The sequence below is a fragment of the Thermoanaerobacterium aotearoense genome, assembly GCF_009905255.1.
GTDB classification, from domain to species: domain Bacteria; phylum Bacillota; class Thermoanaerobacteria; order Thermoanaerobacterales; family Thermoanaerobacteraceae; genus Thermoanaerobacterium; species Thermoanaerobacterium aotearoense.
In genome coordinates this window covers 282208-308972 of sequence record NZ_CP047602.1, presented here as the reverse complement: position 1 = coordinate 308972, position 26765 = coordinate 282208, and the positions used below count along the sequence as shown (strand labels likewise).

Here is a 26765-nt window from a genome sequence, read left to right as displayed (position 1 = left end):
TTCTAGTAAAAAATAAACTAGAGGTGATAAATATGCAAAATTATAGAAAGTCGTCACATGCAACGTATGATCTAAAATATCATATAGTATGGATAACAAAATACAGAAAACCGATATTAGTTGGGAAAATAGCAGAAAGAACAAGGGAACTAATAAGAATGGTATGCAAAAATAATGAAGTAGAAATATTATCAGGACATGTATCAAAAGATCATATACATATACTAGTGTCGGCACCACCACATTTGTCAGTAAGTAAGCTGGTGCAATATATAAAGGGATATAGTTCGAGAAAGTTGCTAATGGAGAATAAGGAGCTTAACAAACAATTTTGGGGACAACATTTATGGGCACGAGGATATTTTGCAGCAAGTAGTGGCAATGTAACAGATGAAGTGATTATTGAATATATACAAAATCAAGACATAGAAGAAAATCAAAAGAATGATAATTTTACTTTAGGCGAGTTTTAAGCTGCTTAAGCGGCATATCCAACCCACCTGCTAAAGCAGGTGGTGGTTGAGTTAAATTGTTATAAAGTTATGGACTTGTGCCAAATAAGTAGACACAAGTCCATAACTCATACTAATATTTTACATTAAAACTTATATTATTCGACTGATTATAAATCGCAATTTTTAAATCTACCTGATATATAACAAACCATTTTACCATAAATATCCTTATTTAATTAGATCAAATGTTAGCTCCACAAATTGTTTTGCTACATCTCTATTGCCACCTCATCAAATGCTGCTTTAATTATATTCCCATAATTCCCTTCTAATGTCTCAATTATATATATTTTCCCAGGTATTGCAGTAGCAGTATCTTCAACATCATTTATAACTTGTAGTGTTTTATTAATTTCTCACCTATTTTTAAATCTTCATATCTGCTTGTTAATAATAAGCTACCACCTTTTTGCCAAAGCCATATTACTTATATTATCTAAACTAAGTTTAATAAAGTTGTTTTCTTCTATGCTCTTATAGTCTCCTATATCTAATCAAATCATAATTATTTTTACTACATAATTTCGATAATTCCAATATAAAAGCGTTCATGCCGTGACAGTTCCCACCACTTGTTATTGCACCTATCTTCATAAAATTCACATTGATTGTAATTGGCTATATTTATTGGCAGTACCAAATATATCAAGATACTGCTTTACAAGTTCTTTAATATCATTCTGAACCATAGAAACTAAATGTCTAATATCATTATCGTTGATTGTTTCAAGATGTTTTTTAATAGATTTAATATATGCTATCTTTATTTCAGTCCCGACATTCACTTTACTTATACCTAATTGTATAGCTTTTTGTATATCTTCATACGGTATGCCTGTACCACCATGCAATACCAATGGCACTTTTGATATTTTATTAATTTTAGACAATCTTTCAAAATCTAACCTGGGTCTACCTTTGTATAATCCATGAGCGTTTCCAATAGCTACTGCTAAGGAATCCACATCGCTTCTTTCTGTAAATTCCGCTACGCTATCTGGATCTGTAAATACATCCTCGCTATTTTCTATATTTTCTTCTGCACCTGATATCCTACCCAGTTCCCCTTCAATGGTCATTCCTTTGTCATGGCATAAATCAGCAATAAATTTTGTGTTTTTAATATTTTCTTCAAAGTTAAGCAATGATCCATCATACATAATTGAGTCGAATTTGTTATCTATGCAGTTTTTAATTATTTCAATATCTTTTCCATGATCAAGATGTAAAATAATAGGAATATTATATTCATCTTTAAGTTGATTTACAAAATTAACAATATGCTTAACTCCTAAAAATTTGACACACCCTTCACTGGCCATCAAAATAATAGGTGACTTCAATTCGTATGCTGCTGAAATTATCCCCAATGCATCATCATAAAAATTAAAATTAAAACCTCCAATCGCATATTTATTGTTCCTTGCTTTTACTAGTATATCATTCAAATTGTGCGCCCCCTAACAAAATGGCTCAAAACTTTTTAACTGCATAAATAATATCTTGAAATGTTAAATTATAATGTTCTAAAAGCTCTCTAGGTGTTCCAGACTGACCAAAAGTATCGTTTATGCCTATCCTTTTTACTTTTACAGGATATTCTTCTGAAAGTATTTCGCAAACAGCCGAACCAAGTCCTCCTATTATACTGTGTTCTTCTGCCGTTATAACCTTACCTGTTTGTTTTGCAACTTTTACTATAAGTTCTCTGTCAATAGGTTTTATTGTATGTATATTTACTATCGTTGCGTTTATTCCTTCTTCTCTTAATCTATCCGCCGCTTCAAGTGCTATCGACACCATTATTCCCGTGGCAATAATCGCTATATCTTTTCCTTCTCTTAGCATTTCTCCTTTACCAAGCTTGAATTTGTAGTTTTTATTATGTATATCTGGCACCGGCATCCTTCCAAGCCTTATATATACTGGTCCATGGTGGTCTGCTGCAGCCGGTATTGCTTGCCTTGTCTCTTCAGCATCTGACGGATTTATTACTACCATATTTGGTATACCACGCATAAGCGATATATCTTCTATAGACTGGTGTGTTGCACCGTCCTCCCCTACTGTTATTCCAGCATGTGTCGCTGCTATTTTTACGTTTAACTTTGGGTATCCTATTGAGTTTCTGATCTGTTCATATGCCCTCCCTGTTGCAAATATCGCAAATGAACTCGCAAATGGTATTTTGCCGCATGTAGCAAACCCGGCCGCTGTTCCCATCATATCCTGCTCTGATATACCTATGTTGAAGAATCTGTCTGGATATGCTTTTTGAAATTCTGCTGTCTTTGTTGATTTTGATAGATCTGCATCCAGCACTACTACGTTTTTGTTTTTTTCTCCTAATTCCACCAATGCTTTACCGTATGCATCCCTTGTCGCTGTACTCATTATGCTTCACTCCTTTCAAGTTCTTCAACCGCTTTTTGTCTTTGTTCTTCATTTGGTGCAGTTCCGTGCCAGTCTACCCGGTTTTCCATAAATGATACACCTTTTCCTTTAATTGTTTTTGCGATAATAATTGTAGGCTTTCCTTTTGTAGATTCTGCTTCTTCTATGGCTCTTTTTATCTGGTCAAAGTCGTGCCCGTCTATTTTTATAACATGCCATCCGAAAGCTTTGAATTTTTCATCTATCGGCTGAATGTTTTTAACTTCTTCATTGTGCCCGTTTATCTGAAGCCCGTTGAAGTCCAGTATTGCAGTTAGATTGTCAAGTTTGTAATGTGCTGCAGTCATCGCTGCTTCCCATATCTGGCCCTCCTGTATTTCGCCGTCGCCTAGTATTACGTATACTCTGTAATCTTTTTTATCTAATTTGCCTGCTAAAGCCATGCCGTTTGCTGCAGATAAACCCTGACCAAGTGAACCTGTAGTCATATCAAGGCCTGGCGTTGACTTCATGTCAGGATGCCCCTGCAGTATTGAACCAAACTTGTCTAAAGACAATAAGACTCTTTCCGAAAAATAACCTCTTTTAGCAAGGACAGCATATAAAACAGGTGCTGCATGTCCTTTTGATAACACGAGCCTGTCCCTGTCATCCCATTTTGGATCATCTGGTTTAATGTTCATTTTATCGAAATACAATTCAGTAAGTATATCAGCAGACGAAAGCGATCCGCCAGGATGTCCATGAGATGCTTCCGCAATCATATTAATTACGTTTATCCTTATTTCCCTTGCTATTTTCATTAATTCATATTTTCTCATAATAAATTTTCACCTCATTATAAAATAAGCGCATAATATTTTATTGACCAAGGGGATTACCCTTGGTCAATATTTAGCAATTTATTTAGTAACTTCTAGTTTTTTAGGCTTCATAACTATTGAAACTATAATAAAAATTAGAATTAGTATAGCAACAAGTGCATATATTCCTGTTTTTGTAAATAACTTAGCCAGATATCCTACAACAATTCCCGTAAATACAAAGTCCGCATCACCAAAAGTAGAATTTGCAAAACCAAGTTGGCCCATTACAGGCAATAACAATGCCGGCAACAGCGTTAAAATTGCACCATTTATAATACCACCTATAATCGTTCCTCTTAGACCACCTGTTGCATTAGTTAATACTCCTGCTGCTGCACCGACAAAGAACAAAGGAATCAAGCCAGGTATAATGACTGCCAAGCCAGTATGTGGCAATATAAGAAACATTATTATGCCACCAACTAGTGATGATAAAAAACCAATAATTACTGCATTCGGCGCAAACGGGAAAATTACAGGACAATCAAGTGCAGGTATAGCATCAGGAACTATTTTTTCAGCAATACCCTTGAATGCAGGAACAATTTCAGCAAGCATCATTCTAACACCTTGTAAAACTACTACAAAACCTGCTGTAAATGTCAATGCCTGAGTTATTGCAAATATAAAAACATCGCTACCACCTGATGCCTTTAATACAACACTTCTATTGGCTGAATACATTGTTATAAGAAAAATAATTGCCATTACAATAGCTGTTGATAAAGTATTATCTCTAAAAAAGCTTAATCCCTGTGGTACTTTTATGTCTTCAGTGGAATGTTCCTTATTTCCAGTTATCTTTCCTATATATGCGGAAATTACATAAGTTAACGCATTATAGTGTCCCATCGCAACACTATCATTGCCTGTAACTTTTCTGTAATAAGGTTGTACTAGTGCTGGTGTTAAAACCATTGTTGATCCTAATATTAAAGAACCAACTACGATCAATTCAACTCCTTTAAATCCAGCTGTACTTAGCACTGCCGCTAAAAGCCCCGACATAAATAATATATGATGGCCTGTTAAAAAAACATATTTAAGAGGCGTAAACCTCGCTATAATAAGATTTACAAGGAATCCAAACAACATCATCAAAGCCATCTCTGAACCAAACATTTTTTGTGCTAAACCGATTACTGCCTCATTTGTTGGTATTACACCTTGCATATGAAATGCTTCTTGGAATATTGGTCCTAATACTCCAAGCGTATTTGCAATCGCAGTTGCTCCAACCTGTAAAATGATGAACCCTATAATTGTTTTTAATGTACCACTGATTATCTGTTGTATAGGCTTTTTTAATGCAATTAATCCTATTAGCGCCATTAGGCCTGCCATTATTGAAGGTTGATTAAATAAGCTAACTATAAATTGCATATTTATCCTCCTCTATTTTTCTATTTGAAATTTTTCATTGCTTCTAACAACTTATCTTCAATATCTTTTTTGTCAATGGCATTTTTCACAAAGACAACATTGAAATTTAATCCCTCTAACTCAGACTTTAATTCTGATGTCGAAATAACTAAATCTGCTACTTTACCTTTTATAGAACCGAGATCGCATGCTTCTACATTAGCACTAATCCTATTTTTAGTTAAAATATCATCAACAGCCATCTTTAGAATTAAGCTTGTGCCAAATCCCATACCACATACAGTTACAATGTTCATATTAACACTCCTTCATCAATAAGCTCACATAATTTTGCTTCGGCTTCTTCCAATATAATATGGCTGAGTATCATTGCAAATTCCTCGCAAAGATCTGATGCTTTGTCTGGTATTGTTATGCTTATATCAACCAATTGTCCTAATTTCCCACCATTATTCCCTAACAATCCTATCGTCTTGATGCCCATCTCTTTTGCTTTGTTTACTGCGTTTACAACATTCAGAGAATTTCCGCTTGAACTTAATGCTATTAATACATCCCCCTTTCTACCAAGACCTTCTACCTGTCTTTCAAAAACTTTGCTGTAATCATAGTCATTGCCAACAGCTGTCAAGGTACTTGTATCAACAGTTAAAGCTATTCCTGCAAATCCCCTCCTCTCTCTTTTATATCTTCCTATTATATCACCCGTTATATGCTGTGAATTAGCTGCACTACCGCCATTACCACATGTTAAAACTTTGTTTCCATTTTTTATACATTCTACAATTTCAGAACTAATTAAATGAATTTTATTTATCATTTCATCATCTACATAATCGAGAATTTTTATTCTCCCATTTATGGCATCTTTTACATCAATCAAATTTATTCCCTCCTTTTTTGCCAAATCTCATATAATTAAATATTTCATGTTGTGCACTTGAATTTAATAAAACACTAATAAATCTTTCATCCCCCAACAGTTCCACCAATTCCGACAGCGCTTTTAAGTGTGAAGAATGGTCTATGGCGCAAAGGCATACTACTATTCTAACCGGATCGTTTTCTTTATTGCCAAAGTTGACTGGATTTTTAAGAGTGATGAGGCTCATGCCTATTTTCTTAGCTCCCGCTTCTGGCCTTGCATGTGGCATTGCTATACCCGGTGCAATGACTATATACGGTCCTATCTCTTTTACAGAATCTATCATGGCGTCTATATACCTATGCTCTATAGCTCCCTCTTTTTCTAAAAGCTCACCTCCAATCCTTACTGCTTCTTCCCAATCTTTTACTTCAACATTCAGCCTAATCGTCTTTTCTGTCAATAGGTCTTTTAACAATGGTTCTGCAACTCCTCTCTCTTCGTTTACATCTTCTAAATCTAAAAATTGTTTAAGTTCTTCTAAGAGTTTCTGCTTGTTTAAAATGCTACAATGCTTTTCAATGATTTTAATTAGATCATCTAACTTGATTGCGTATGTCCTGTCATTTTTTATAAACAATTTCAACTTCTCAATGTCGTTTTCAGTTAACAGAGGATTTACAACGACAGTCTTAATTCCCTCTGCTTCCACTGGAACAGTAGACACTATCAAATCAACATGCTTTTTCTTTAATTGGTCTTTTACTTGATGGTATGCAACAGTTCCTTTTATATTTACATTGAAAACCGATTGAAGCCTTGATGACAGCATCTTTGCCGTCCCGATTCCTGTACCGCATACAACAAGTACATCCATTCTATTTATTGATGGTGATTTTTGCCTCTCTATTGCTGCACCAAAATGCATCACAAAATAACCGATTTCTTCATCATTAAGTTTGTTTCCTGCATATTCCTCTAAAGGCTTTAAGCAACCTTTCACTATTTCAAAAAGCCTGCTGTAATTTCTTTTTATCTCATCCAATACTGGATTTTTCAGCTCTAAGCCATGGCTTAGCCTGTATATTGTAGGTCTTACATGCTCTAAAAGGCCTTCAAAAAGCTGCGCATCTCTCGATAAGTCTATATTTACTTCTTTTTCTACATTGCTTATAATCTTTTTCGTAATAAGCTCCAGTTCAAGCCAATTTTTATCTTTGTTGCTTTTTTTATTTGTCACATTGCTTCCTAAAAGATGGACAGTTATATAGCCAATCTCGTCTATGGGTATGTTGACATTAAAATGTTTTTCAAGCATCTTGGCTATATTTGAAGCGACACTGAATTCCTTCGTCATTTCCAGCGATTTTAATTCTTCTGTAGGCATTATGATGTCTCTTCCAAGCTCTATCCTCTTTATAGCAATTGCAATATGGGCAACTAATCCTGTAAAGGCTGCATCTGAAAATATTGTCTCCAATTCATCTTCTGCAGTTTTTATGCATTCTTCAATGTACGATATGTCAATATTCTGAAAAAGCCTTTTTATTTCATTGTCCATGCCTACGTTTATCTTCGTGTACATAGGCGATTTTACGATGTCAAGCACTTTTTCTATATCTACCGTTTCCGTAAGAAGCTCTATGGCGGCTTTTCTAAGTTTCTTTTCATCGCCTATGACTTTCAATCCATACTTTGGCACTGACTTAAGCTCAAGCCCATGCTCTAAAAGCCATTCCCTCACTTTATCAAGGTCATTTATTATAGTGCTTCTTGACACCAATAATTTGTCTGCCAACGTGTTTATCGTCGTATAATCTTTTTGTCCCATAAGACTACTCAAAATAATGTTAACCCTTTCTTTCTGCGAAAGCGCATAATGATAAATACTTACGTCGTCTAAAATCTCTAATGCCTTTTTTCTATCTTCCAATGATTCAGAAAATTTCACACCTACATTTGGTTTTCTTATCAATTGTGGCAAACTATTGTACTTTAAAAATTCATCAATTGCATCAAGGTCGTATCTTATCGTCCTTGAGCTTACCTTAAATGAACTGGCCAGTTCAGTGATCTTGACCGGGAGACTTGAATTAACAAGCTTTATCAGTATATGTGTGCACCTTTCATTGAGTATGATAATTATCACCTCTTTCACTATAAATTATATTATCATTTTCCTTGCTTGAAAAGCTTAACATTTTTCAAATCAATTATGGCAAAAATGTACTATATATTATACCTCATTTTGCAAAACAAAAATACCGCCTCAACTTTTAGTCTCAGCGGTATAATTTGTCTATCAGATAAACCTCACATTCAATTTTCATTCATAAATTTTTCCAATGTATCTTTATTTGGAAGTCCATCGTTGTCACCCGGTGACATGATTATTATTGCTCCTATTGCATTGCCTCTTTTCACTGCATCTTTTAGTGTAAGTCCTTCTAACAGCCCGCTTATCACACCTGTTGCAAATCCATCACCAGCGCCAACTGTGTCAACGACTTTCTCAACTTTATATCCTTCTACAGTAAAACTTTCATCTTTTGTCTTTACATATGCTCCTTTGTCGCCAATCTTTATGATGACAGCTTCAACTCCTCGCTTTAAGTAAAAATCAGCTATAGAATCAACATCATCCGTTCCTGTCAAAATCAAGCCTTCTTTTATGCCTGGCATGACAATATCGCAATTGAACGCGATCTCATTCAGAGTTGCCACCATCTCATCTTCATTTTTCCAAAGGCTCTTTCGTATATTGGGGTCAAACGATATCTTTATGCCATTTTCCTTCCCGATCTGAATCATCCTGTGCACCGTATCCAGCGTGTCTTTTGAAAGAGCTGCTGTTATGCCTGTAATGTGTATGTGATTAATCTGACTCGCATCACAATCAATGTCATGTGGTGTCATGTGGGATGCTGCAGAACCCTTTCTAAAGTAAAATATGTCTGGATCTCCTTTTGATGTCTTTGATTTAAGCATAAAACCTGTCGGGTATTCATCAGTAAATTTTACCGATGAAACGTCGATTTTTTCTTCCAACAATTTATTATAAATGTACTTGCCAAAAGGATCGTTGCCAAGCCTCGTAATGTACTTTACGGTATGCCCGAGTCTACTTAACCCGATTGCCACATTTGCTTCTGCTCCTGCCAACGCTTTTGTAAACTTGCTGACATTGTCAAGTGTGCCTTCTTCGTCTGCGATAAACAATGCCATAGGTTCTCCTGCCAATAAAACTTTTGCCAAAATGTATCACCTACTTATCCAACTTATTTCAATGCATTTACAAGCCTTTTTGCTCTTTCTTCCAAAAGATCCAAATTGTCAAAATTTATACCCTTTGTAAGATAACCACCTACGCCAACTGCATATGCGCCATTTTCAAACCATTCATTGATATTCTCGTCATTTACGCCGCCTGTAGGCATAAACTCCAAGAATGGAAATGGTCCTTTAAGAGATTTTATTATCTTTGAATCGACAAATTCTCCAGGGAAAAGCTTAATGACTTCTGAACCTAACTTATACGCTTTATACATCTCTGTGGTGGTTGATGCTGCCATCGAAAAGAACACATCATTTTTCTTGCAATATGATGCCACTTCCTCAACGATACATGGTGTTACCACGAAATCTGCACCATTTCCTACAGCTTCCTCTGCCTGACTTAACTCTAATACAGTTCCAGCACCTATTACTTTATCAGGATACTTCCTTTTAAGCTCCTTAATAAGCATCCCAGCACCTTCTACAGTGTATGTTATCTCTATTATGTTTATCCCGCTTTCTATGACTTTTTCTGCCATTTTAAGTCCTAATTCATAATCTTTGCACCTTATGACTGAAAATATGCCGCCTTTTGTCTTCTCTTTTATTTCCTTAAAGCTCATATAAATCATCCTTTCTACATATTTTTAATGAGATCTTGTAGATCCCCTTATTACAAGCTCTGCTTTTAAAACGACCTTCCTCGGTTTAACCACATCATCGCTTTTTATCCTATTAATAAGCATTTTGGCTGATTCCACGCCAACTTCATAGGTAGGCTGTGATATGGTAGTAATCCCTGGCGGTATAAGTGATGCCCATCCCCAGTCGTCGTAGCCACATACGGCTAAATCATGAGGAATTCTTAATTCTAATCTGTGCAGGACATTGAGAAGATTTAGAAGCACCACGCCGTTTACAGCAAATAAAGCAGTTTTATAGACTCCCATCTTTTCTAATATTGATTTTATTTTTTCCTCAATCTGGCTTAAATCGTCATCAATCTCAAACACCATATCATGGCTATCTACTCCGTATTTTTCGCATACATCTGTAAAAGCCTGCTTTCTTTCCGTACGTGTGCTTATATCGCCTATCCTTTCGGTGAAAAAGCCTACTCTTTCATATCCATTTTTTATAAGGTGCAGCACAAGCTCTGAGGCAACTTCGTAGTTGTTGACGACAACGGTATCAAACACCATGTCTTTTATGCTTCTGTCAGCAAGCACCACAGGCAAGTCTTTTTTAGAAAGCTCCACCAAAAATTCGTCATTTCCGCCTGCTGTGTTTATTATAAGTCCGTCTACGTTGTTATCTAAAAAGGATAAGATGTACTCTCTTTCTTTTGTGGCATCATTATCTGTGCTGGCTATCATCAAATTATATCCATTTTCTTTTAAGACTTTTTCTATTCCCTTCACAAGGATTGACGAAAAATGGTTACCTATGTCTGACACAAGTACGCCTATGAGATTCGACCTATTCAATTTTAAGCTGCGAGCCAGATTATTTGGCCTGTAGTTAAGCTCATCTATGACCTTTTTGATGTTTTCCCTTGTAACATCCGACATGTACTCAAATCGGCCATTTAAAAAGCGTGAGATAGTCGTCTTTGAAACACCTGCTTTTTTTGCCACATAATCAATCGTGATTTTAAAGTTATCATTGCTCATGTCATCACCAACATTTATTTTTTAGAAACCAGTTTACGAAACCGGTATATATAATATATTCTACATTAAATTTAAAAATCCTTCTTTTTTATTAATGTTAGTAAACTTTTCTCTCTAAAGTAGAGAACATCATTTTGTAAAAATATATAACTATTAAATTCCCATAAGAAATTTTAGAAAAGCGAAAGACAATCCTAAAAATAGTATAAAAAAAGTTGACATTATAAAACAAGTGAAATATAATAAAAATAGAGATGTTGGAGGAAAGGTTAATGTGCTACTCGGATAAGAGCATTCCTGTGCAGAGGTTAATGCTCTTTTTTGTTTTGACCAATTTCAATCTTGAATTCCAAATGAAAATTCTTGCGATTTAAAATTAGGGCGACGATTGTTAAAAGCGCTGATGTAAATATAGCCATAATCTTTACTATATCCACCTCGCCCCACCCCCTTTTTGCCCTTTACCTCCAACATCTCACGAATATAGGGAGTGGTGCTCTTTCCGAACATTAACCTTAATGATATTATAGCATATACAATCATTTCGTTACAACAAAAAAGTGCGCTCTATGGCGCACAATAGTTAGCTAAATCTTCTTTTTAACCTCGACAACACATCTGACATTGCTGCCAAATCTCCGCCGACTTCTTTCACCTTTCCTCTGTTTTGACTTATTATGTCTTTAAGCCTTGACAAAATCTTATCGTTTTCTGCCCTCAATTCTTCTATCTGTCTTAGTATTTCATCGTCTGATGGCAACGCAATCTCCGCTACATTTACTTCATCCAACTCAAAGTCATACGTATCGTACTTTGATGGAATGACCGTTTCAATGTTAAGCTCGTCTTTTATCTTCTTTGAAAGTACCTTTTGAGCACTATCTTCACCGTGAACAATAAATATTTTCTTAGGCTTTTTCGTAAATGACGATATCCAATCCATAATGCCCTTTTGATCGGCATGTCCAGAAAAGCTTTCTATGTTTTGGATTTCCGCATTAACCGTTATTTCCTCTCCAAAGATATTTACAGTCTTTTCTCCGTCCAATATCCTTCTGCCAAGGGTGCCTTTAGCCTGATAGCCTACAAACACTATTGTGCTGTCAGATCTCCAAAGATTGTGTTTTAAGTGATGCTTTATGCGACCAGCTTCACACATGCCGCTGGCTGAAATGATGATGACAGGCTCTTTAATGTCATTAAGCGCCTTTGACTCTTCTGCTGAATGGGTAAAATGCAAATTAGGAAAATCTAACGGATAATCACCGTTTTCTACGTAGCTTCTGGCTTCGTCATCGAAATAATCAAGATGCTTTCTAAAGACACTTGTAACCGACGTAGCAAGTGGGCTGTCTACGTACACAGGCACTTTGCTTATATACTCTATCTCGTTTTTGTAAAGTTCTTCATCTTTGTGGATCTCGTATAACAGCTCTTGTGTCCTTCCTACAGCAAATGATGGGATTATCACATTGCCTCCTCTTGATATGGTCTTTTTTATTATCTCCATAAGCTTTTTGGCTTTATCGCCTACGTCTTCATGCAGCCTATCGCCGTATGTGGATTCACACACAAGATAATCTGCCTCATCTATTATCGTAGGGTCCCTCAAAATCGGTATATTTTTGTTTCCCAGATCCCCTGAAAAAACTACTTTCGTCTCTTTACTTCCCTCTTTTACCCAAATTTCCAATATAGATGAACCCAGCATGTGTCCTGCATCATTAAATTTTACTTTTACATCTTCTGATGGCTCTATTATCTCATCATAATTGACACCGCAAAAAAGCTGCATCGCTGCTTTTCCATCATCAGCAGTGTAAAGCGGCATCCTAAGCGTTTTTCCTGCCCTCTTTCTTTTTCTATTCTTCCATTCATTCTCAATCTGCTGTATATGCCCGCTGTCCTGCAGCATGTATTCACAAAGGTCTACAGTGCCTTTAGTTGCGTATATCTTTTTTCTATAACCTCTTTTATAAAGAAGGGGAATCCTTCCACTGTGATCTATATGAGCATGTGTCAAAAGCATGAAATCAATGTCTTCAATATCAAATGCAAATTCTTGATAGTTGTACTCATCTTCTATTTCGCTTCCTTGAAACATTCCACAGTCTATCAGAAATTTTGATTTTTCAGTCTCCACAAGATAGCAAGAGCCTGTTACTTCCTTCGCAGCACCTAAAAAAGTGATCTTCATCATATCTCTCCTCTCGCAATTGATAAAAATATTCAAGATTTTATCAATAGTCTTAATAATATTATACTATAATTAATAAAAAAAGCGAGGAAGGACTTACATGCCTTACCTCGCTTTTACAATCCGGGATATGAAAACACTTCTGATATGACAAGTGTAACAGCGCCTATGGCTCTTTCCAGCATTCCAAGCTTCGATATTTCAATAGCAATATCATTGTACCTTGATACAAGACATTTTTCTCTCACATACTCTTTGACAGCGTCTATCAACATATCGCCAATGGCAGATAATGTATTGCCTATAAGCACCAAGTCTGGATTAAACGTATTAACTATATTTACAATTCCAACGCTTAAATTCTTAGAAATTTCGTTTATAGCATCAATAGCAAGCTTGCTTCCTAACTCTGCATAACCTGCAATATCGTTTATATCAAGAGAGTCAATATTTTCACTGTCTATAAAGTCATCTTCTTGCCCTGCTTCAAGCCTTTCTTTTATATATCGAAAAAGGGATTTTTCAGATGCGTAGTTTTCCCAACATCCTCTGTTTCCACAACTGCACATGTGGTCATTTATATCGATGGTCATGTGTCCCATCTCGCCTGCTAACCCATTAGAGCCTCTGTAAAGCTCATTATTGATTATGATTCCTGTACCTATGCCGATGCCTGCACTGACATAGACAAAATTTTTGGCGTTTCTGCCTCCTCCAAACCACTTCTCACCGATAGCACCTGTATTAGCTTCATTATCTATATACACTTTTAAGTTGAATCTCTCTTCTACCATCTTTTTAAGCTCCACATTTTCCCAATTTAGATTTGGAGCCTTTAGCACGACACCTCTTTTATAATCTGTAATACCAGGCACACCGATGCCTATGCCTAATATTCCCTTCACCGTATTTGGCGAATTTTTTATAGCCTCATCTATAAGTTCCAGCATCTTAGATATGATATCTTCCTTGCTTTCGCCCAGCTTTAAATTTATCCGCTTTTGCCACAATATGTTTGCAAGTATGTCTGTCAAAATGACGAGAATGTAATTTACATCAAGATCGACGCCAATGACACAACCAGCAAGGCTATTTATCATAAGCATTATCGGCTTCCTGCCGCCTTTTGACTCACCAGGTCCCTCTTCCTCTACAAAGCCTTCTTTTATAAGTTCATCAACTAAAGAAGAAACTGTGGATTTATTTAGCCCTGTAATATTTGCTAAGTCAGCCCTGGATATTAAGCCTTTTTTGCGGATAGTGTTTAAGACGATGGATTTATTAATTTGTTTTATCAGCAACTGATCACCTGTTATCATTTAATCACCTTGCAATACTTCGTTTTCACCAGCATATTATACCATATTAAAATGCACTTGCTCAACGATTTGGTCCTGACATATTAATCGAAAAACGCGTACAAAAGTTTAACAATTTGACGAATTTTTTGTAACTTTATCCTTCTTCAGCAATCCCACAATATATACAAATAGAAATTATCTCCCATCCTTAGATGGGAGATATATAGCTCATTCCTTATTTTTTGAAGCCGCATCGATATATACAGCAATCAACAAAATCAATCCCTTGACAACGTATTGCCAAAATGGAGCCGAATTAAGTAAACTCATGCCATTGTTTATGCTGGACATCACAAGTGCACCGATAATTGCGCCAATAACCGAGCCAATGCCACCACTAAGACTTGCTCCGCCAATTACGCAAGCAGCGATAGCATCTAATTCAGCATTTTGTCCTGCAGATGTTGAACCAGCGTTTAAAGTCGATGTAAGAATGACACCAGATACAGCGGCCAACAATCCATTTATAGCAAACAAAATTAGCGTTATCTTCTTTACATTTATTCCAGAAAGTTTTGCGGCCTCAACATTGCCACCTATGGCATAAACTCTTCTGCCGAAAACAGTTTTTGATGCAATATAGGTAAATATTGCAGCTAAAATCGCCAAAATCAATACAGAGAAAGGAATACCATTGTAAGAATTTAATGTAAATACAAATAATCCTACCAGTATAGCTATAGCTATGATTTTTGATACATCAAGGTAAAAAGGCGAAACTTCTAATCCATATTTTACTTTAGATTTTCTTTGAGAATACACTGTGTATGCAGCGACTAATAATACAATCATGCCAAGCAAATACCCACTTACTGGTGTTAAATAAGCTTGACCGATGAACTGAAAATCATTGCTTAATGGCGCAATTGTGTACCCATTTGTAATACCGATGAGTATTCCTCTATATACTAACATACCTGCTAATGTCACGATAAATGATGGAACATTTTTATACGCAACCCACCAACCGTTCCATGCACCTAAAATCAAACCAACTATCAATGCTATAATTATTGAAAGTATACCATTAAAGTGAAACCACACATTAGCAATTGCAGCTATTCCACCTGTAAGACCTAAAAGAGAACCTACCGAAAGGTCAATCTGTCCAGCTATTATCACAAAAACCATGCCAACAGCCAAAACAGCAGTAGAAACCATTTGCCTAAAAAGATTGGACATATTTCTGGATGTTAAAAAATCGCCCTTTGTCGCAATAGCAAAAATAATCCAGATTCCAATTAAAGCTATTATCATAGTGTATAATTTCAAGTTTATCGAAAATCTTTTGTTGGCTGTTACATCTTTTTCTTTCATACTATTTGAATTAATCATTACTTTTTACCTCCTATCGCACATTCCATGATCATTTCCTGAGTTACATTTTCATTTACAAATTCACCTTTCTTTTTTCCTTCGTGCATCACTACTATCCTGTCACTTAGTCCTATAACTTCTGGTAATTCTGATGAAACCATAATAATTGAAATCCCACTTCTTACTAACTCATACATCAGTTTGTATATTTCATATTTTGCTCCGACATCAATGCCACGAGTTGGTTCATCTAAAATCAATATTTTAGGATTTCTAAGCAAATTCTTAGCTAAAACCACTTTTTGCTGATTGCCTCCGCTTAAGTTTTTGACTTCTAAATTGAAATTTGAAACTTTAATTTTTAACATCTCAATATACTTTTTAACGTCTACAATTTCCTTGTTTTCATCAACGGAACCAAAATTATTTTTATAACTATCTATATTAGATAAAGTCATATTGTTTCTTACAGATAATATATTTATCAATCCTTGACCTTTTCTGTCCTCCGGAACCATTGCTATTCCATGATCTAAAGCCTGATCCGGATTTTTTATGTCTATCTTTTTACCTTCCAGATAAATCTCACCCTCGCGTCTACCCGGATATGAACCAAAAATGCTGGAAACAAGCTCAGTCCTTCCAGCTCCAATTAGGCCAGCAATACCAAGGATCTCTCCTTCTCTTAAAGAAAAGCTTACGTTATCTACAATCTTCTTATTAGAATCCTTCTTATCATACACGCTAAAGTTTTTTATCTCTAATATCTCTTCTCCTATTTGATGCTCCTCTCTTGGGAAGAGATTTGTAAGCTCACGACCAACCATCATCCTAATAATGTCATTCTCAGTTAAATTCTTTGTATCTTCTGAACCTACAGTCTTTCCATCTCTCTGAACAGTTATCCGATCTGTTATTTCCATTACTTCATTTAATTTATGTGAAATATATATGCACGTTACACCGTTATCTTTTAATTGCCTTAATATGTTGAACAATATTTCAACATCTGCATCAGTAAGCGATGATGTCGGTTCATCTAATATCAGCAAACTTACATTTTTTGATAATGCCTTTGCAATCTCTACTAACTGTTGCTGTCCTATGCCTAAACTTTTAACTGGTACATTAGGATTAATGTTTAGATTCAGTTTGTCCAGCAAGATTTTAGTTTCATAATACATTCTGTCAAAATCAATTATCCCATTCTTATTAGGCTCATTTCCAATAAATATATTTTCACTGACAGATAATTCTTTTACCAAAGACAACTCCTGGTATATTATCCCTATGCCTGCATCTTCTGCATCCTTAATACTGTTTAATTTTAGTTCTCTGCCATTAAATAATATTTCTCCAGTAAAAGTGCCATGTGGATATACTCCACTTAGTATTTTCATAAGCGTAGACTTCCCTGCACCATTCTCACCGCAAAGGCCATGTATCTCTCCTTTTCTTACTTTCAGATTGACATTGTCTAATGCCTTTACGCCGGAGAAGTCTTTTGTTATGTTTTTCATTTCTAGTATAAAATCATCCATATCCATCCCTACCTTTTTTATTAGGGGAATGAATTTTTCATTCCCCTAAGATTTTTGATGATTATTGTTTTGGCCACTGGTCTTTAGGAACATTCTTATAGACATCTTCTAAACTATGGAATCCATCTTTTATGATTGTATCTACCATGTTGTTTTTGTCGACAGCAATAGGTGTAAGCAATACAGACGGTACGTCGATTTTCCCATTGTTGACTTTGCCATTTGCACCTATATCAACACCTTTTGCCAATGCAACAGCAACATCGGCAGCTTTAGTTGCTTCATCCCTAACTGGTTTATATACTGTCATAGACTGTTTTCCTTCGACTATCAACTGGCAGTTTGCCAAATCTGCGTCTTGACCAGATATTGCTACTTTACCTGCAAGATTCTGCTCTTGCAATGCTCTTACAGCGCCTAAAGCTGTACTATCGTTAGCATCGACCACTGCATCGATCTTGTTATTATTTGCTGTCAAAGCATTTTGCATTATGTTGTAAGCATTTTGCGTAAGCCAATCTTGTGCCCATTGTTCACCTACGATTTTTATATCGCCTTTGTCAACCAATGGCTGTAAAACTTTCTTTTGGCCTTGTTCAAATAGCTTTGCATTATTATCTGTCGGCGATCCTTCCAGTAAGAAATAGTTTCCTTTTGGCACTAATTTCGTTATATATTGAGCCTGTAATTCACCAACTTTTTCATTGTCAAATGACACATATGCATCAACATCTGAATTCATTATCAATCTGTCATAAGCCAAAACCTTTAACACCTGCTTTATGAGCTTCTTCTACAATTGGCGCAATTGCACTGCCATCATGCGGTATTATAACAAGCACCTTTACTCCTTGTGCTATTAGATTCTGACATTGTGAATATTGCGTCTGAGAATCGCTGTTAGCAGATTGTACTAACACTTCTGCGCCAAGAGCTTGTGCCCTTTGTACAAAGAAATCTCTGTCATGTGGCCATCTCTCTAAATTCAACGTATCAAAACTTAATCCTATCTTTATTTTTTCTGAATTGCTTGCTGTGTTTGTTGTAGAATTTGATTGGGACTTGGAATTAGAATTTGAACTTGACTGATTTGGATTTGTGGTAGCACAAGCCGAGAATGCAAATACCATTGCAAATATAAGTATTAAATGCAACAATGTTTTTTTAAGGTTTTTACTCATCATTAAATTTCCCCTTCCTAATTGATATTTTTTGGAAGTCAAATACCTTAGTCGTTTTCAAATTAATCGAACCTATGGTTTGCCTTTTTCATCTAACACCCCCTTATGTAGATATTTTTAAGAGATTAAATAAAGTTTTTTATTTTGTAGTGATTTTATTGTAAATATTTACTATATATAGGATTTTATTATTGGCTAAATTGACTTTTATTAATTAGTATCTTAAATAAACATGATAAAGCAAAGTACAAGGAACAGATTATTATGCTTTCATTTCATAGCAAATATTAACTTTACTATTATTAACCTGAAGCTTTGTTAATCAATGTCCCTTGTACTGTCATAAATTTATTTCCAAATGAATTTATTTTACAAATCCAACTTCCCAATTTCTTCAAAGGCGCCTTTAAGCCTTGAATACAAGCTCACGTAGATTGGATACAGTTTGTTGTACTTTTCGACGTTTTCTTTGATTGGATATACGCTGTCTGTAACTTTTATTAAACTATTGCATGCATCATCTACATTTTTGTAAAGGCCATATCCCACAGACGCCATTATTGCTGCACCAAATGAAGGTCCTTCTGTAGCATTTATCATGTCTATCCTTACATTGAATACATCGGCAAGTATTTGCCTCCAAAGCCTGCTTTTAGCACCACCACCACTTACCCTGGCTTCATTTACAGGTATATTTAAAGCCTTTATAAGCTCCAGCGAATCCCTAAGTCCAAATGCGACGCCTTCTAATATAGATCTTGTCATGTGGCTTCTATTGTGTGTAATTGTTAAACCTACAAAGCTGCCTCTCGCATAAGGATCGCTGTAAGGGGTCCTTTCACCCATCAGGTATGGCAAGAATATCAATCCATCACTGCCTGGCTTCACCTTCTCTGCTTCTTCTAAGAGTCCATCAAATGTCATAACATCGGTCTTGTAATTATTTACATCATCTACCCACCATTTAAGACATGATGCAGCCGAAAGCATGACACCCATCACATGCCATTTGCCGTTTGCATGGCAGAATGAGTGAAGCCTAAGCTCATCATCTGCTGCGTACTTGTCCTGTGATGCAAATACGACGCCTGAAGTTCCTAATGCGATGGACACTATGCCGCTTTTCACCGTGCCAGTGCCTACAGCGCCGCTGGCTTGGTCACCACCACCGCCTACGACAATAGTCCCTTCATGAAGCCCTGTCAAATCTGCTGCCTCTTTGGTGACATACCCTGTGACATCTGTTGATTCGTAGCACTTAGGAAGGGCTTTTTCCGGTATTTCAAATATGTCTATCATTTCCTTTGACCATCTTCTATTTTCCACATCGAAAAGAAGTGTACCTGATGCATCTGAAACTTCTGTAGCGTACTCACCTGTCAATTTAAACCTTATATAATCTTTTGGCAAAAGGATATGAGCGATTCTTTCATATACGTCTTTAAGGTGCTTCTTTACCCATAATATCTTTGGTGCAGTAAAACCTGTCAATGCTTTATTCCCTGTGTACTTCAAAAGGCCTTCTTTTCCTATTTTCTCTGTGATGTAGTCGCATTCTTCCTGTGTCCTCTGGTCACACCAAAGTATGGCTGGCGTTAAAACGTTATTGTCTTTGTCTAAAAGCACCAGTCCATGCATCTGCCCGCTTAAGCCAACACCCTTTATTTCATCGCCATTTACGCCGCTTTTCGCAATAATCTCTCTTATTCCATCCCTTGTGCCATTCCACCAATCTTCTGGATTTTGCTCAGCCCAGCCTGGCTCTGGATAGTACACAGGATATTCTTTTGAAACGCTTGATACCACATTGCCGCTTTCATTCATCAGTATTATCTTAACTGATGATGTCCCTAAATCTATCCCTAAAAAATACATACATTTACCTCCATGATTTTTGTTGAGGGCAGCTTTAATGAAGCATGAAGCCGCCCTCATGTTTCATTATTCTGCAAACAAATACTGATTTAGGATTGATTCTAACAGCTCTTGCCTGCCTGATTTGTTGACAATCTGGCTGTGCTCTAATGCGTACTTTTCAAGGCTCTTGAAGTCAGCTTTCCCGCTTACAATGTCAGCGCCAATGCCGTCTTTGTAGCTTGCGTATCTTTCCTCGATGAACTTGTCAAATACGCCATCTTTCACAAGTTTGTAAGCAACTTTGAAGCCTTTTGCAAAGGCATCCATTCCGGCTATATGACCTAAGAAAAGATCTTCTGGTTCAAATGAAGCACGTCTTACTTTTGCATCGAAGTTAAGGCCGCCTTTGTCAAATCCACCCATCTTTATGACTTCATACATAGCAAGCGTTGTCATGCGTATATCTGTAGGGAACTGGTCTGTATCCCATCCTAAAAGCATATCGCCTGTATTTGCGTCAATTGATCCTAATACACCGTTTATTCTGGCGTATCTTAGCTCATGTTGGAAGTCGTGGAATGCCAATGTCGCATGGTTTGCCTCGATATTCACTTTGAAATATTTGTCAAGGCCGTATTTTCTCAAGAATGCCAATACATTTGCCACGTCAAAGTCGTATTGGTGTTTCGTAGGCTCCTTTGGCTTCGGCTCAATCAAGAACTGGCCTTCAAAGCCGATTTCCTTCGCGTAGTCAACAGCCATGTGCAAAAATCTTGCAAAGTTGTCAAGCTCAAACTCCATGTCTGTATTGAGAAGTGTTTCATATCCTTCTCTGCCACCCCAGAATACGTAGTTTTCGCCGCCAAGCTCCTTAGTAATCTCAAGAGCTTTTTTAACTTGAGCTGCAGAATATGCGAAAACATCAGCATTGCAGGATGTTGATGCACCATGTACAAATCTCGGATTGGAGAAAAGATTTGCGGTGCCCCACAAAACTTTCGTCTTGCTGGTCTTCAAGTAATCCTTTATCATGGCAACTATTGTATCTAAGTTTTTGTTTGTCTCTCTAAGAGTGTCTCCTTCAGGTGCAATATCCCTGTCATGGAAGCAGAAGAAAGGTGCATTTATCTTATCAAAAAACTCAAATGCTGCTTCTACCCTTGCCTTTGCTATGTCCATAGGATCTGTGTAGTGGTTCCATGGTCTTTGCATGGTAGCTTTGCCAAATTGATCTGTTCCATCAGCAGTAAAAGTGTGCCAGTAAGCTATAGAAAAGCGTAGATGCTCCTCCATCGTCTTGCCATCGATTACTTCTTCTGGATTGTAAAATTTAAAAGAATAAGGATTGTTTGATTTTGGTCCTTCATATTTTATTTTAGATACGTTCTCAAAATATTTATTCATAAAGCTTCCTCCTTCTATTCGTTTGTCTGTCCAACAAACATTATATATTATATATTCTACACAAATTTAAAAAATCCTTCTTTAAAATAAAAAAAATTTTAGGCTTTAATAAAAAAAATTAATCTTGTTGCTGCAGGAATCATTTTAGTTTATGTCTTTATAAAAAAGGCCATAATTTAAAATGTAGTTTAAAAAGTTATATAAAAAACAAAGTATGCTTCATATTTTTTGAATAAAAACATAAAGCATACTTTAAATGATATGATAAACACCCTAAATTGTAAGTGACATTTCTGCCCCATCTCTTATTGCCTCTACTGCTGTTGCTACTTCTTTACAATCGCCTATGAAAATCATATTGTTGCTTATGCAGCTTTTGAATGTCTCATCTGAAGTATTGCCTATTGCAATCACCACATCGTCTACCTCAACTTCATTGCCATTATTGTAAAAAATTTTTCCGCTTTTTATTTCATCAATTTTTGCGCTCGATATGATTCTTACTCCAAGGTTCCTTAATCTTTCCATCAAAAGCTTCTTATTCATGGCGTATATGTCTTTTCCTACTTCATCAAGCTCTTCTAATACTGTAACGCTTTTACCTATTGTTGCAAGGTACTCTGCCGTCTCCAGCCCTGTCAAACCTCCGCCTATTACAGCTATGCTAATGCCTTGTGGCATTTTGCCACTTAAAACATCTATGGCTTTATAAGGTACTACATCCATTTTAATCGTCAATTCCTTTGGAATTGAGCCTGTTGCAATTATTACTTTGTCATAACTCATATTTTTTAGTTCATCACACGCAACTTCTCGATTCAGATTGACTTTTACACCGTACTTTTTTAAATCAGCTTCAAGATAATCTACCACTTTTCCTATTTCAGACTTATGTGGAGGAACTTTTGCCACTTTTAGCTGTCCTCCCAGTGCATCTGACTTCTCAAATAGCTCCACATTGTGCCCTTTTTTCGCCAAGTACAAAGCAACAGACATTCCAGCAGGACCACCGCCTATTACAGCCACATTAAGCTTATTTTCTGCAATCACATCAAATTCTTTTTCTCTGCCTACCGTGGGATTCATCATGCATGATACAGGAAGCCCTTTTTGTATATAGGCGATACATGCTTGATTGCAGTGGATACAGTATTTTATCTCATCAGCTTTTCCATTGATATATTTAGAAACGCAATCAGGATCTCCTATAAGGCCTCTTGCAATGCCTATGAAATCAGCATAACCATCTCTTACAATCGCTTCCCAGTCATCTGCAGCACCCAGCTTATCGGCAGCAATGACAGGAATCGAAACACTATCTCTTATTTTCTTCGCGTAGTCTATGAGTGGTTTATCATCTATTCCCATTGGCGATATGTGGTACTCTGACGTCGCTCCAACGCCTGATGAAACATTTATTGCATCTGCGCCATGATTTTCTAAAAGCTTCGCAAGTTTTACACTTTCTTCTATGTCAAGTCCGCCATCTGTATAGTCGCTTCCATTTATGCGGCATATCACAGCGATATCAGCTACTTCACTTTTTACATTCTTTAATATCTCCAGTGCAAATCTGGCTCTTCCATCGAAATCTCCATCGTACTCATCATCTCTCGTATTTACATTTGGCGATAAAAATTGATTTACAAACCATCCATGTGCAAAATGAAGCTCAACAGCATCAAATCCTGCTTTTTTTGCCCTTTTTGCAGCATTCACAAAATCTCTTACAAACCCTTTTATGTCTTCCACAGTAAAATCTGATGGCTTGTATTTAGGGTTGTGCATAGCAATCTGCACTGCAGCTTTTCCACCATTGCCATGAATGATATCTGCTAATTTTTTTGAGTCCTTCAATCTTATCATCGTCGTCTATCCCTAATTGATTTTTAAAAAACTTGCCAAACTTATTTACATACGATGCCTCGACTATGACTAAAGCTACATCTTTCGACCTTCTGTCGTAATAGTCCATCCCTTTTTCGCTGACAAATCCATCATTTGATAAATTTGTGACAGTTGGCAGCATGACAAATCTGTTTTTCAATTTTAAATTTCCTATTTTGCCTTCATTTAAAACCACGACAATGCACTTCCTTTTATCTTTTTAATGCCATTACATCTAAACCTTATTGTAATGCTTGTTTTTATATAAGTAAAATAATATAATATTATAAAATATATAAGTCATTGCTTATGGTTGGTGGTTTATATGAATTTCAGAGAATTGAATATATTTTTATCTGTATGTGAGTACGGCAGCATGTCTGAAGCTGCAAAGCACCTTTACATGACACAGCCAGCTATAAGTCAGGCAATTTCCGAGCTGGAAGAAGAGTACAAGGTGAAACTTTTTGATAGGATAGGCAAAAAGCTTATATTGACACATGCAGGTGAAATTTTAAGGGACTATGGAAAAAAAATCAATCTCTTGTTGCTTGAAACTGAAAACACGTTGCATGATATATCTGATAGCAAGGCAGGAAAGCTTAAGCTGGGTGCCAGCAGAACCGTCGGTACGTACCTATTGCCTAAATTAATTGGAGATTTTTTGAAATGACACAAAAATATAGAATTGCCTTTCTGCATAAACAATACATCGGAAATAGTAAAAATGATACTTAATAGTGAAATAGATCTTGGAGTAGTGGAAGGTCCAATACACTCTAATTACATCGAAAGTAGGCATTTATTGGACGATGAGCTGTACATTGTATGCTCTAAAGAGCATCATTGGGCAAAAAAGAATATCATCCAGATGGATGATTTGTCAAAAGCTGATTTTATAGTGAGGGAAGTTGGCAGCGGCACAAGAGAAGTGTTTGAAAACACTATGAAATCTCATAACATAGAATACAACATTAAGTTGGAGTTAAACAGCATTGAAGCGATAAAGAAGGCAGTCGAAGCAAACTTAGGGGTTTCTGTAATATCAAGATTAGCCCTAAGTGATGAATCAAAAAATTCAAAACTTAAAAAGGTAGAAATAAACGAAATCAAATTTAAAAGAAAATTCAATATCATATACCACAAAGACAAGTACCTATCAGATCTTCACAAGAAGTTTATAGATTTCCTTTATTCCTCTGTAGCAAAATAAGCCGTATCATTTTAAAAGGAAGCCGTAATATGTCATGACGTAATCTTTTATCCTATCTGCAATCGCCTTGTGCCCTTCCTCGTTTGGGTGTATTCCATCTTCACATAAAAGCTTTCTGTAATCAGGCCTATCTAAAAACGCACTTCTCACATCTATTATCTTCGTATCAGTGCTTGATGCTATGCTCAATATGGCAGAATTGTATCTTTCCTGCCACCAGTATATCTTCGTGACGCTTCCGAGCCACGTCAATATGTTTTTTGCCATTTCTCTATTGCCTTTACTAATCCAGTTAAAGTATCTGTCTGCATCCAATGGAGGAAGCGTAAGCAAAACCGGAGCTATGTTGGCATTTTTAAGTGAATCTATGAGTTCTCTTAATGTCTCTTTAAACACATTGAAATCAGTATTTGGCAGATGGTCTTTGTAAGGGTCTTTAGCTACCTCATCCCAATTAAAATCGCAATCATTTCCGCCAAACTCTAAAAGCACAATATCAGGTTTTTCCTTGTTTAGCTCTCTTTTAAGCCTGTCTTTTCCTCTTAATATAGTGCTGCCAAACTTCGATATGTTTTCAACAGTTCCTTTTAAGCACCCATTTAGAAGATTTGCATAAGAATCCTTCAAAACCACATATTTGTTTCTAATCTTGTCGAGGACCACGCCTTTAGATATGGAATCTCCGCACACAAGAAAGTTGTAATTTTCTTTTATGTTTAACATTTCCATCATTTAGCCTCCCTAACCTTTTAATCTATTATACCACAAATTAACATATTTATTAACAAAAAATGCCGAAATATTCGGCATCATTCTAATTTCAATATCACATCATTATCCTTTTTGTAGATTATATAGTTTGCGTTGACACCTGATATATCGCCACTTCCCGTTATGGTTTCACCTGTGTTTACGTCAATCAAATCTTTGCCGTCAAAAGTGACAGTCAAGGCATTGTCTTTAGGCAGTATATACACCTGAGTTGGATCAATTGCATGATTTAGCTTTATGTGACTCCAGTTTTTGAAGCTTTTATCAATTGTTCCGTAATATATTTCCACAACTTTATTGTCGCTGTCTAATTTGCCTACGTACACATTGTCATTGCTGTCAGTGCCAATAAGCGAAAATCCGCCACTTAAAAATGTGTAACCACTGCCATTTTTGATGACCCTTATTATCCCATTTGATGACTCGTACAAAAGCACGTCTTTCCTCTGAAGCTCATACATTCTTGCAATTCTCTTAATTGGAAGCCTGAAATTTGTAATCTGTCCCATTATATCTACACGGTACAGATAGCTGTAACCATTGGCATCAACCACGTTTATATAGATCATGTTTGTAAGCGGCGACAATGTGACATTTTCTATATGGCTGTTTCTTGGAGCATATATAAGCTTGTCTATCTTTATCTTGTTGTTTATATCAAGGTCATAGGCTTCAAGCTGTATCGCTTCACTGCCATGGCTATACGTCTTATAAAAATATATGATCCTGTTTCTGTCATTAAGCCATGTGTAGTACTGTATATAGTTGCTGGCTGCAATTACCTTCTTTATTCCTTGAGTCTTAGTATCAACGACTATTATCTGATGGTTTAAAAGGTACGAAACATAGCTTCCGTCATAAGAAGCCTCAACGCTTTCTCCGTCGCTTGGCACAGTAACTTTTATTGTTTTCTGCATTGTGTTTGTATCTGACTCAGTATTGACTTTTTGTATGTGAAACGTAGTTGTGGTAGATAAATACACATTATTTATATAGAAAAGCACTCCCATCTCTATTATCAATGGAAACACTATCCATGTAAAAATTCTTCTTATAGCTTTCAT

Annotated in this window: 24 protein-coding genes and 1 pseudogene; 3 read left to right on the top strand and 22 right to left on the bottom strand. The window is 36.2% G+C overall.

Annotated features, from left to right (window positions below; translation table 11 throughout):
* The first annotated feature begins 32 nt into the window (after window positions 1-32).
* On the top strand, window positions 33-473 hold the full coding sequence (gene tnpA / locus GSH73_RS01450) for an IS200/IS605 family transposase (RefSeq protein WP_014757073.1): 441 nt from the start codon (window positions 33-35) through the stop codon (window positions 471-473).
* 641 nt (window positions 474-1114) lie between these two features.
* Here the strand turns inward: tnpA and GSH73_RS01445 are convergent.
* The 20 genes and pseudogenes from GSH73_RS01445 to GSH73_RS01360 all read right to left on the bottom strand — a co-directional run bounded on the left by GSH73_RS01445 (window position 1115) and on the right by GSH73_RS01360 (window position 23913).
* A complete protein-coding gene (locus tag GSH73_RS01445; protein ID WP_014757218.1) occupies window positions 1115-1963 on the bottom strand; it encodes a class II fructose-bisphosphate aldolase in 849 nt (282 codons plus the stop codon).
* 25 nt (window positions 1964-1988) lie between these two features.
* Window positions 1989-2909 (bottom strand): transketolase family protein, encoded by a 921-nt coding sequence (locus GSH73_RS01440; RefSeq protein ID WP_014757219.1) that lies wholly within the window; start codon window positions 2907-2909, stop codon window positions 1989-1991.
* Entirely contained in the window at window positions 2909-3730 is an 822-nt protein-coding gene (locus GSH73_RS01435; protein ID WP_014757220.1) for a transketolase, read from the bottom strand. The genes GSH73_RS01440 and GSH73_RS01435 overlap by 1 nt, the downstream gene beginning before the upstream one ends.
* Window positions 3731-3811: 81 nt before the next feature.
* Window positions 3812-5158, bottom strand: coding sequence for a PTS ascorbate transporter subunit IIC (ulaA, locus tag GSH73_RS01430; RefSeq protein WP_014757221.1), 1347 nt, complete (start codon window positions 5156-5158; stop codon window positions 3812-3814).
* A gap of 20 nt (window positions 5159-5178) precedes the next feature.
* The gene (locus GSH73_RS01425) at window positions 5179-5454 is read right to left on the bottom strand and encodes a PTS sugar transporter subunit IIB (RefSeq protein WP_014757222.1); all 276 of its coding nucleotides are present in this window, start codon (window positions 5452-5454) and stop codon (window positions 5179-5181) included.
* On the bottom strand, window positions 5451-6041 hold the full coding sequence (locus GSH73_RS01420) for a D-sedoheptulose-7-phosphate isomerase (RefSeq protein WP_014757223.1): 591 nt from the start codon (window positions 6039-6041) through the stop codon (window positions 5451-5453). Before GSH73_RS01420 ends, GSH73_RS01425 begins: the two co-directional genes overlap by 4 nt.
* On the bottom strand, window positions 6034-8181 hold the full coding sequence (locus GSH73_RS01415) for a BglG family transcription antiterminator (protein WP_014757224.1): 2148 nt from the start codon (window positions 8179-8181) through the stop codon (window positions 6034-6036). The genes GSH73_RS01420 and GSH73_RS01415 overlap by 8 nt, the downstream gene beginning before the upstream one ends.
* A 161-nt stretch (window positions 8182-8342) precedes the next feature.
* On the bottom strand, window positions 8343-9278 hold the full coding sequence (locus tag GSH73_RS01410; protein ID WP_014757225.1) for a sugar kinase: 936 nt from the start codon (window positions 9276-9278) through the stop codon (window positions 8343-8345).
* A gap of 23 nt (window positions 9279-9301) precedes the next feature.
* The gene (locus GSH73_RS01405) at window positions 9302-9922 is read right to left on the bottom strand and encodes a bifunctional 4-hydroxy-2-oxoglutarate aldolase/2-dehydro-3-deoxy-phosphogluconate aldolase (protein ID WP_014757226.1); all 621 of its coding nucleotides are present in this window, start codon (window positions 9920-9922) and stop codon (window positions 9302-9304) included.
* Between the two features lie 24 nt (window positions 9923-9946).
* Window positions 9947-10972, bottom strand: a complete 1026-nt coding sequence (locus GSH73_RS01400) for a LacI family DNA-binding transcriptional regulator (protein WP_014757227.1) — start codon at window positions 10970-10972, stop codon at window positions 9947-9949.
* A gap of 308 nt (window positions 10973-11280) precedes the next feature.
* On the bottom strand, window positions 11281-11409 hold the full coding sequence (locus GSH73_RS13635) for a hypothetical protein (protein ID WP_267889028.1): 129 nt from the start codon (window positions 11407-11409) through the stop codon (window positions 11281-11283).
* Window positions 11410-11555: 146 nt separating this feature from the next.
* Window positions 11556-13169: an MBL fold metallo-hydrolase RNA specificity domain-containing protein gene (locus GSH73_RS01395; RefSeq protein ID WP_014757228.1), complete on the bottom strand. Its 1614-nt coding sequence runs from the start codon at window positions 13167-13169 to the stop codon at window positions 11556-11558.
* A 116-nt stretch (window positions 13170-13285) separates the two neighbouring features.
* A complete protein-coding gene (locus GSH73_RS01390) occupies window positions 13286-14488 on the bottom strand; it encodes an ROK family transcriptional regulator (RefSeq protein WP_014757229.1) in 1203 nt (400 codons plus the stop codon).
* Between the two features lie 210 nt (window positions 14489-14698).
* On the bottom strand, window positions 14699-15865 hold the full coding sequence (locus GSH73_RS01385) for a sugar ABC transporter permease (protein WP_014757230.1): 1167 nt from the start codon (window positions 15863-15865) through the stop codon (window positions 14699-14701).
* On the bottom strand, window positions 15865-17388 hold the full coding sequence (locus tag GSH73_RS01380) for a xylose ABC transporter ATP-binding protein (RefSeq protein WP_014757231.1): 1524 nt from the start codon (window positions 17386-17388) through the stop codon (window positions 15865-15867). Before GSH73_RS01380 ends, GSH73_RS01385 begins: the two co-directional genes overlap by 1 nt.
* Window positions 17389-17449: 61 nt before the next feature.
* Complete coding sequence (locus tag GSH73_RS13840) at window positions 17450-18151, bottom strand: sugar ABC transporter substrate-binding protein (RefSeq protein ID WP_269089278.1); 702 nt, start codon at window positions 18149-18151, stop codon at window positions 17450-17452.
* A complete protein-coding gene (locus GSH73_RS13835) occupies window positions 18141-18572 on the bottom strand; it encodes a substrate-binding domain-containing protein (RefSeq protein ID WP_233432500.1) in 432 nt (143 codons plus the stop codon). Before GSH73_RS13835 ends, GSH73_RS13840 begins: the two co-directional genes overlap by 11 nt.
* A 366-nt stretch (window positions 18573-18938) precedes the next feature.
* Window positions 18939-20444, bottom strand: coding sequence for a xylulokinase (xylB, locus tag GSH73_RS01370; protein ID WP_014757232.1), 1506 nt, complete (start codon window positions 20442-20444; stop codon window positions 18939-18941).
* Between the two features lie 66 nt (window positions 20445-20510).
* A complete protein-coding gene (gene xylA, locus GSH73_RS01365; RefSeq protein WP_014757233.1) occupies window positions 20511-21830 on the bottom strand; it encodes a xylose isomerase in 1320 nt (439 codons plus the stop codon).
* A 273-nt stretch (window positions 21831-22103) separates the two neighbouring features.
* Window positions 22104-23913: pseudogene (locus GSH73_RS01360) on the bottom strand (NAD(P)/FAD-dependent oxidoreductase).
* A gap of 129 nt (window positions 23914-24042) precedes the next feature.
* Between GSH73_RS01360 and GSH73_RS13830 the strand changes: the two are divergent.
* Both GSH73_RS13830 and GSH73_RS13825 read left to right on the top strand, forming a co-directional pair.
* A complete protein-coding gene (locus tag GSH73_RS13830) occupies window positions 24043-24390 on the top strand; it encodes a LysR family transcriptional regulator (RefSeq protein ID WP_038069161.1) in 348 nt (115 codons plus the stop codon).
* Between the two features lie 9 nt (window positions 24391-24399).
* Window positions 24400-24930, top strand: a complete 531-nt coding sequence (locus tag GSH73_RS13825) for a LysR substrate-binding domain-containing protein (protein ID WP_432416187.1) — start codon at window positions 24400-24402, stop codon at window positions 24928-24930.
* 6 nt (window positions 24931-24936) lie between these two features.
* On the opposite strand, the gene GSH73_RS01350 is transcribed toward GSH73_RS13825, so the two are convergent.
* Together GSH73_RS01350 and GSH73_RS01345 are read right to left on the bottom strand one after the other, a co-directional pair.
* Complete coding sequence (locus GSH73_RS01350; RefSeq protein ID WP_014757234.1) at window positions 24937-25659, bottom strand: SGNH/GDSL hydrolase family protein; 723 nt, start codon at window positions 25657-25659, stop codon at window positions 24937-24939.
* A gap of 80 nt (window positions 25660-25739) precedes the next feature.
* Entirely contained in the window at window positions 25740-26765 is a 1026-nt protein-coding gene (locus GSH73_RS01345) for a hypothetical protein (RefSeq protein WP_014757235.1), read from the bottom strand.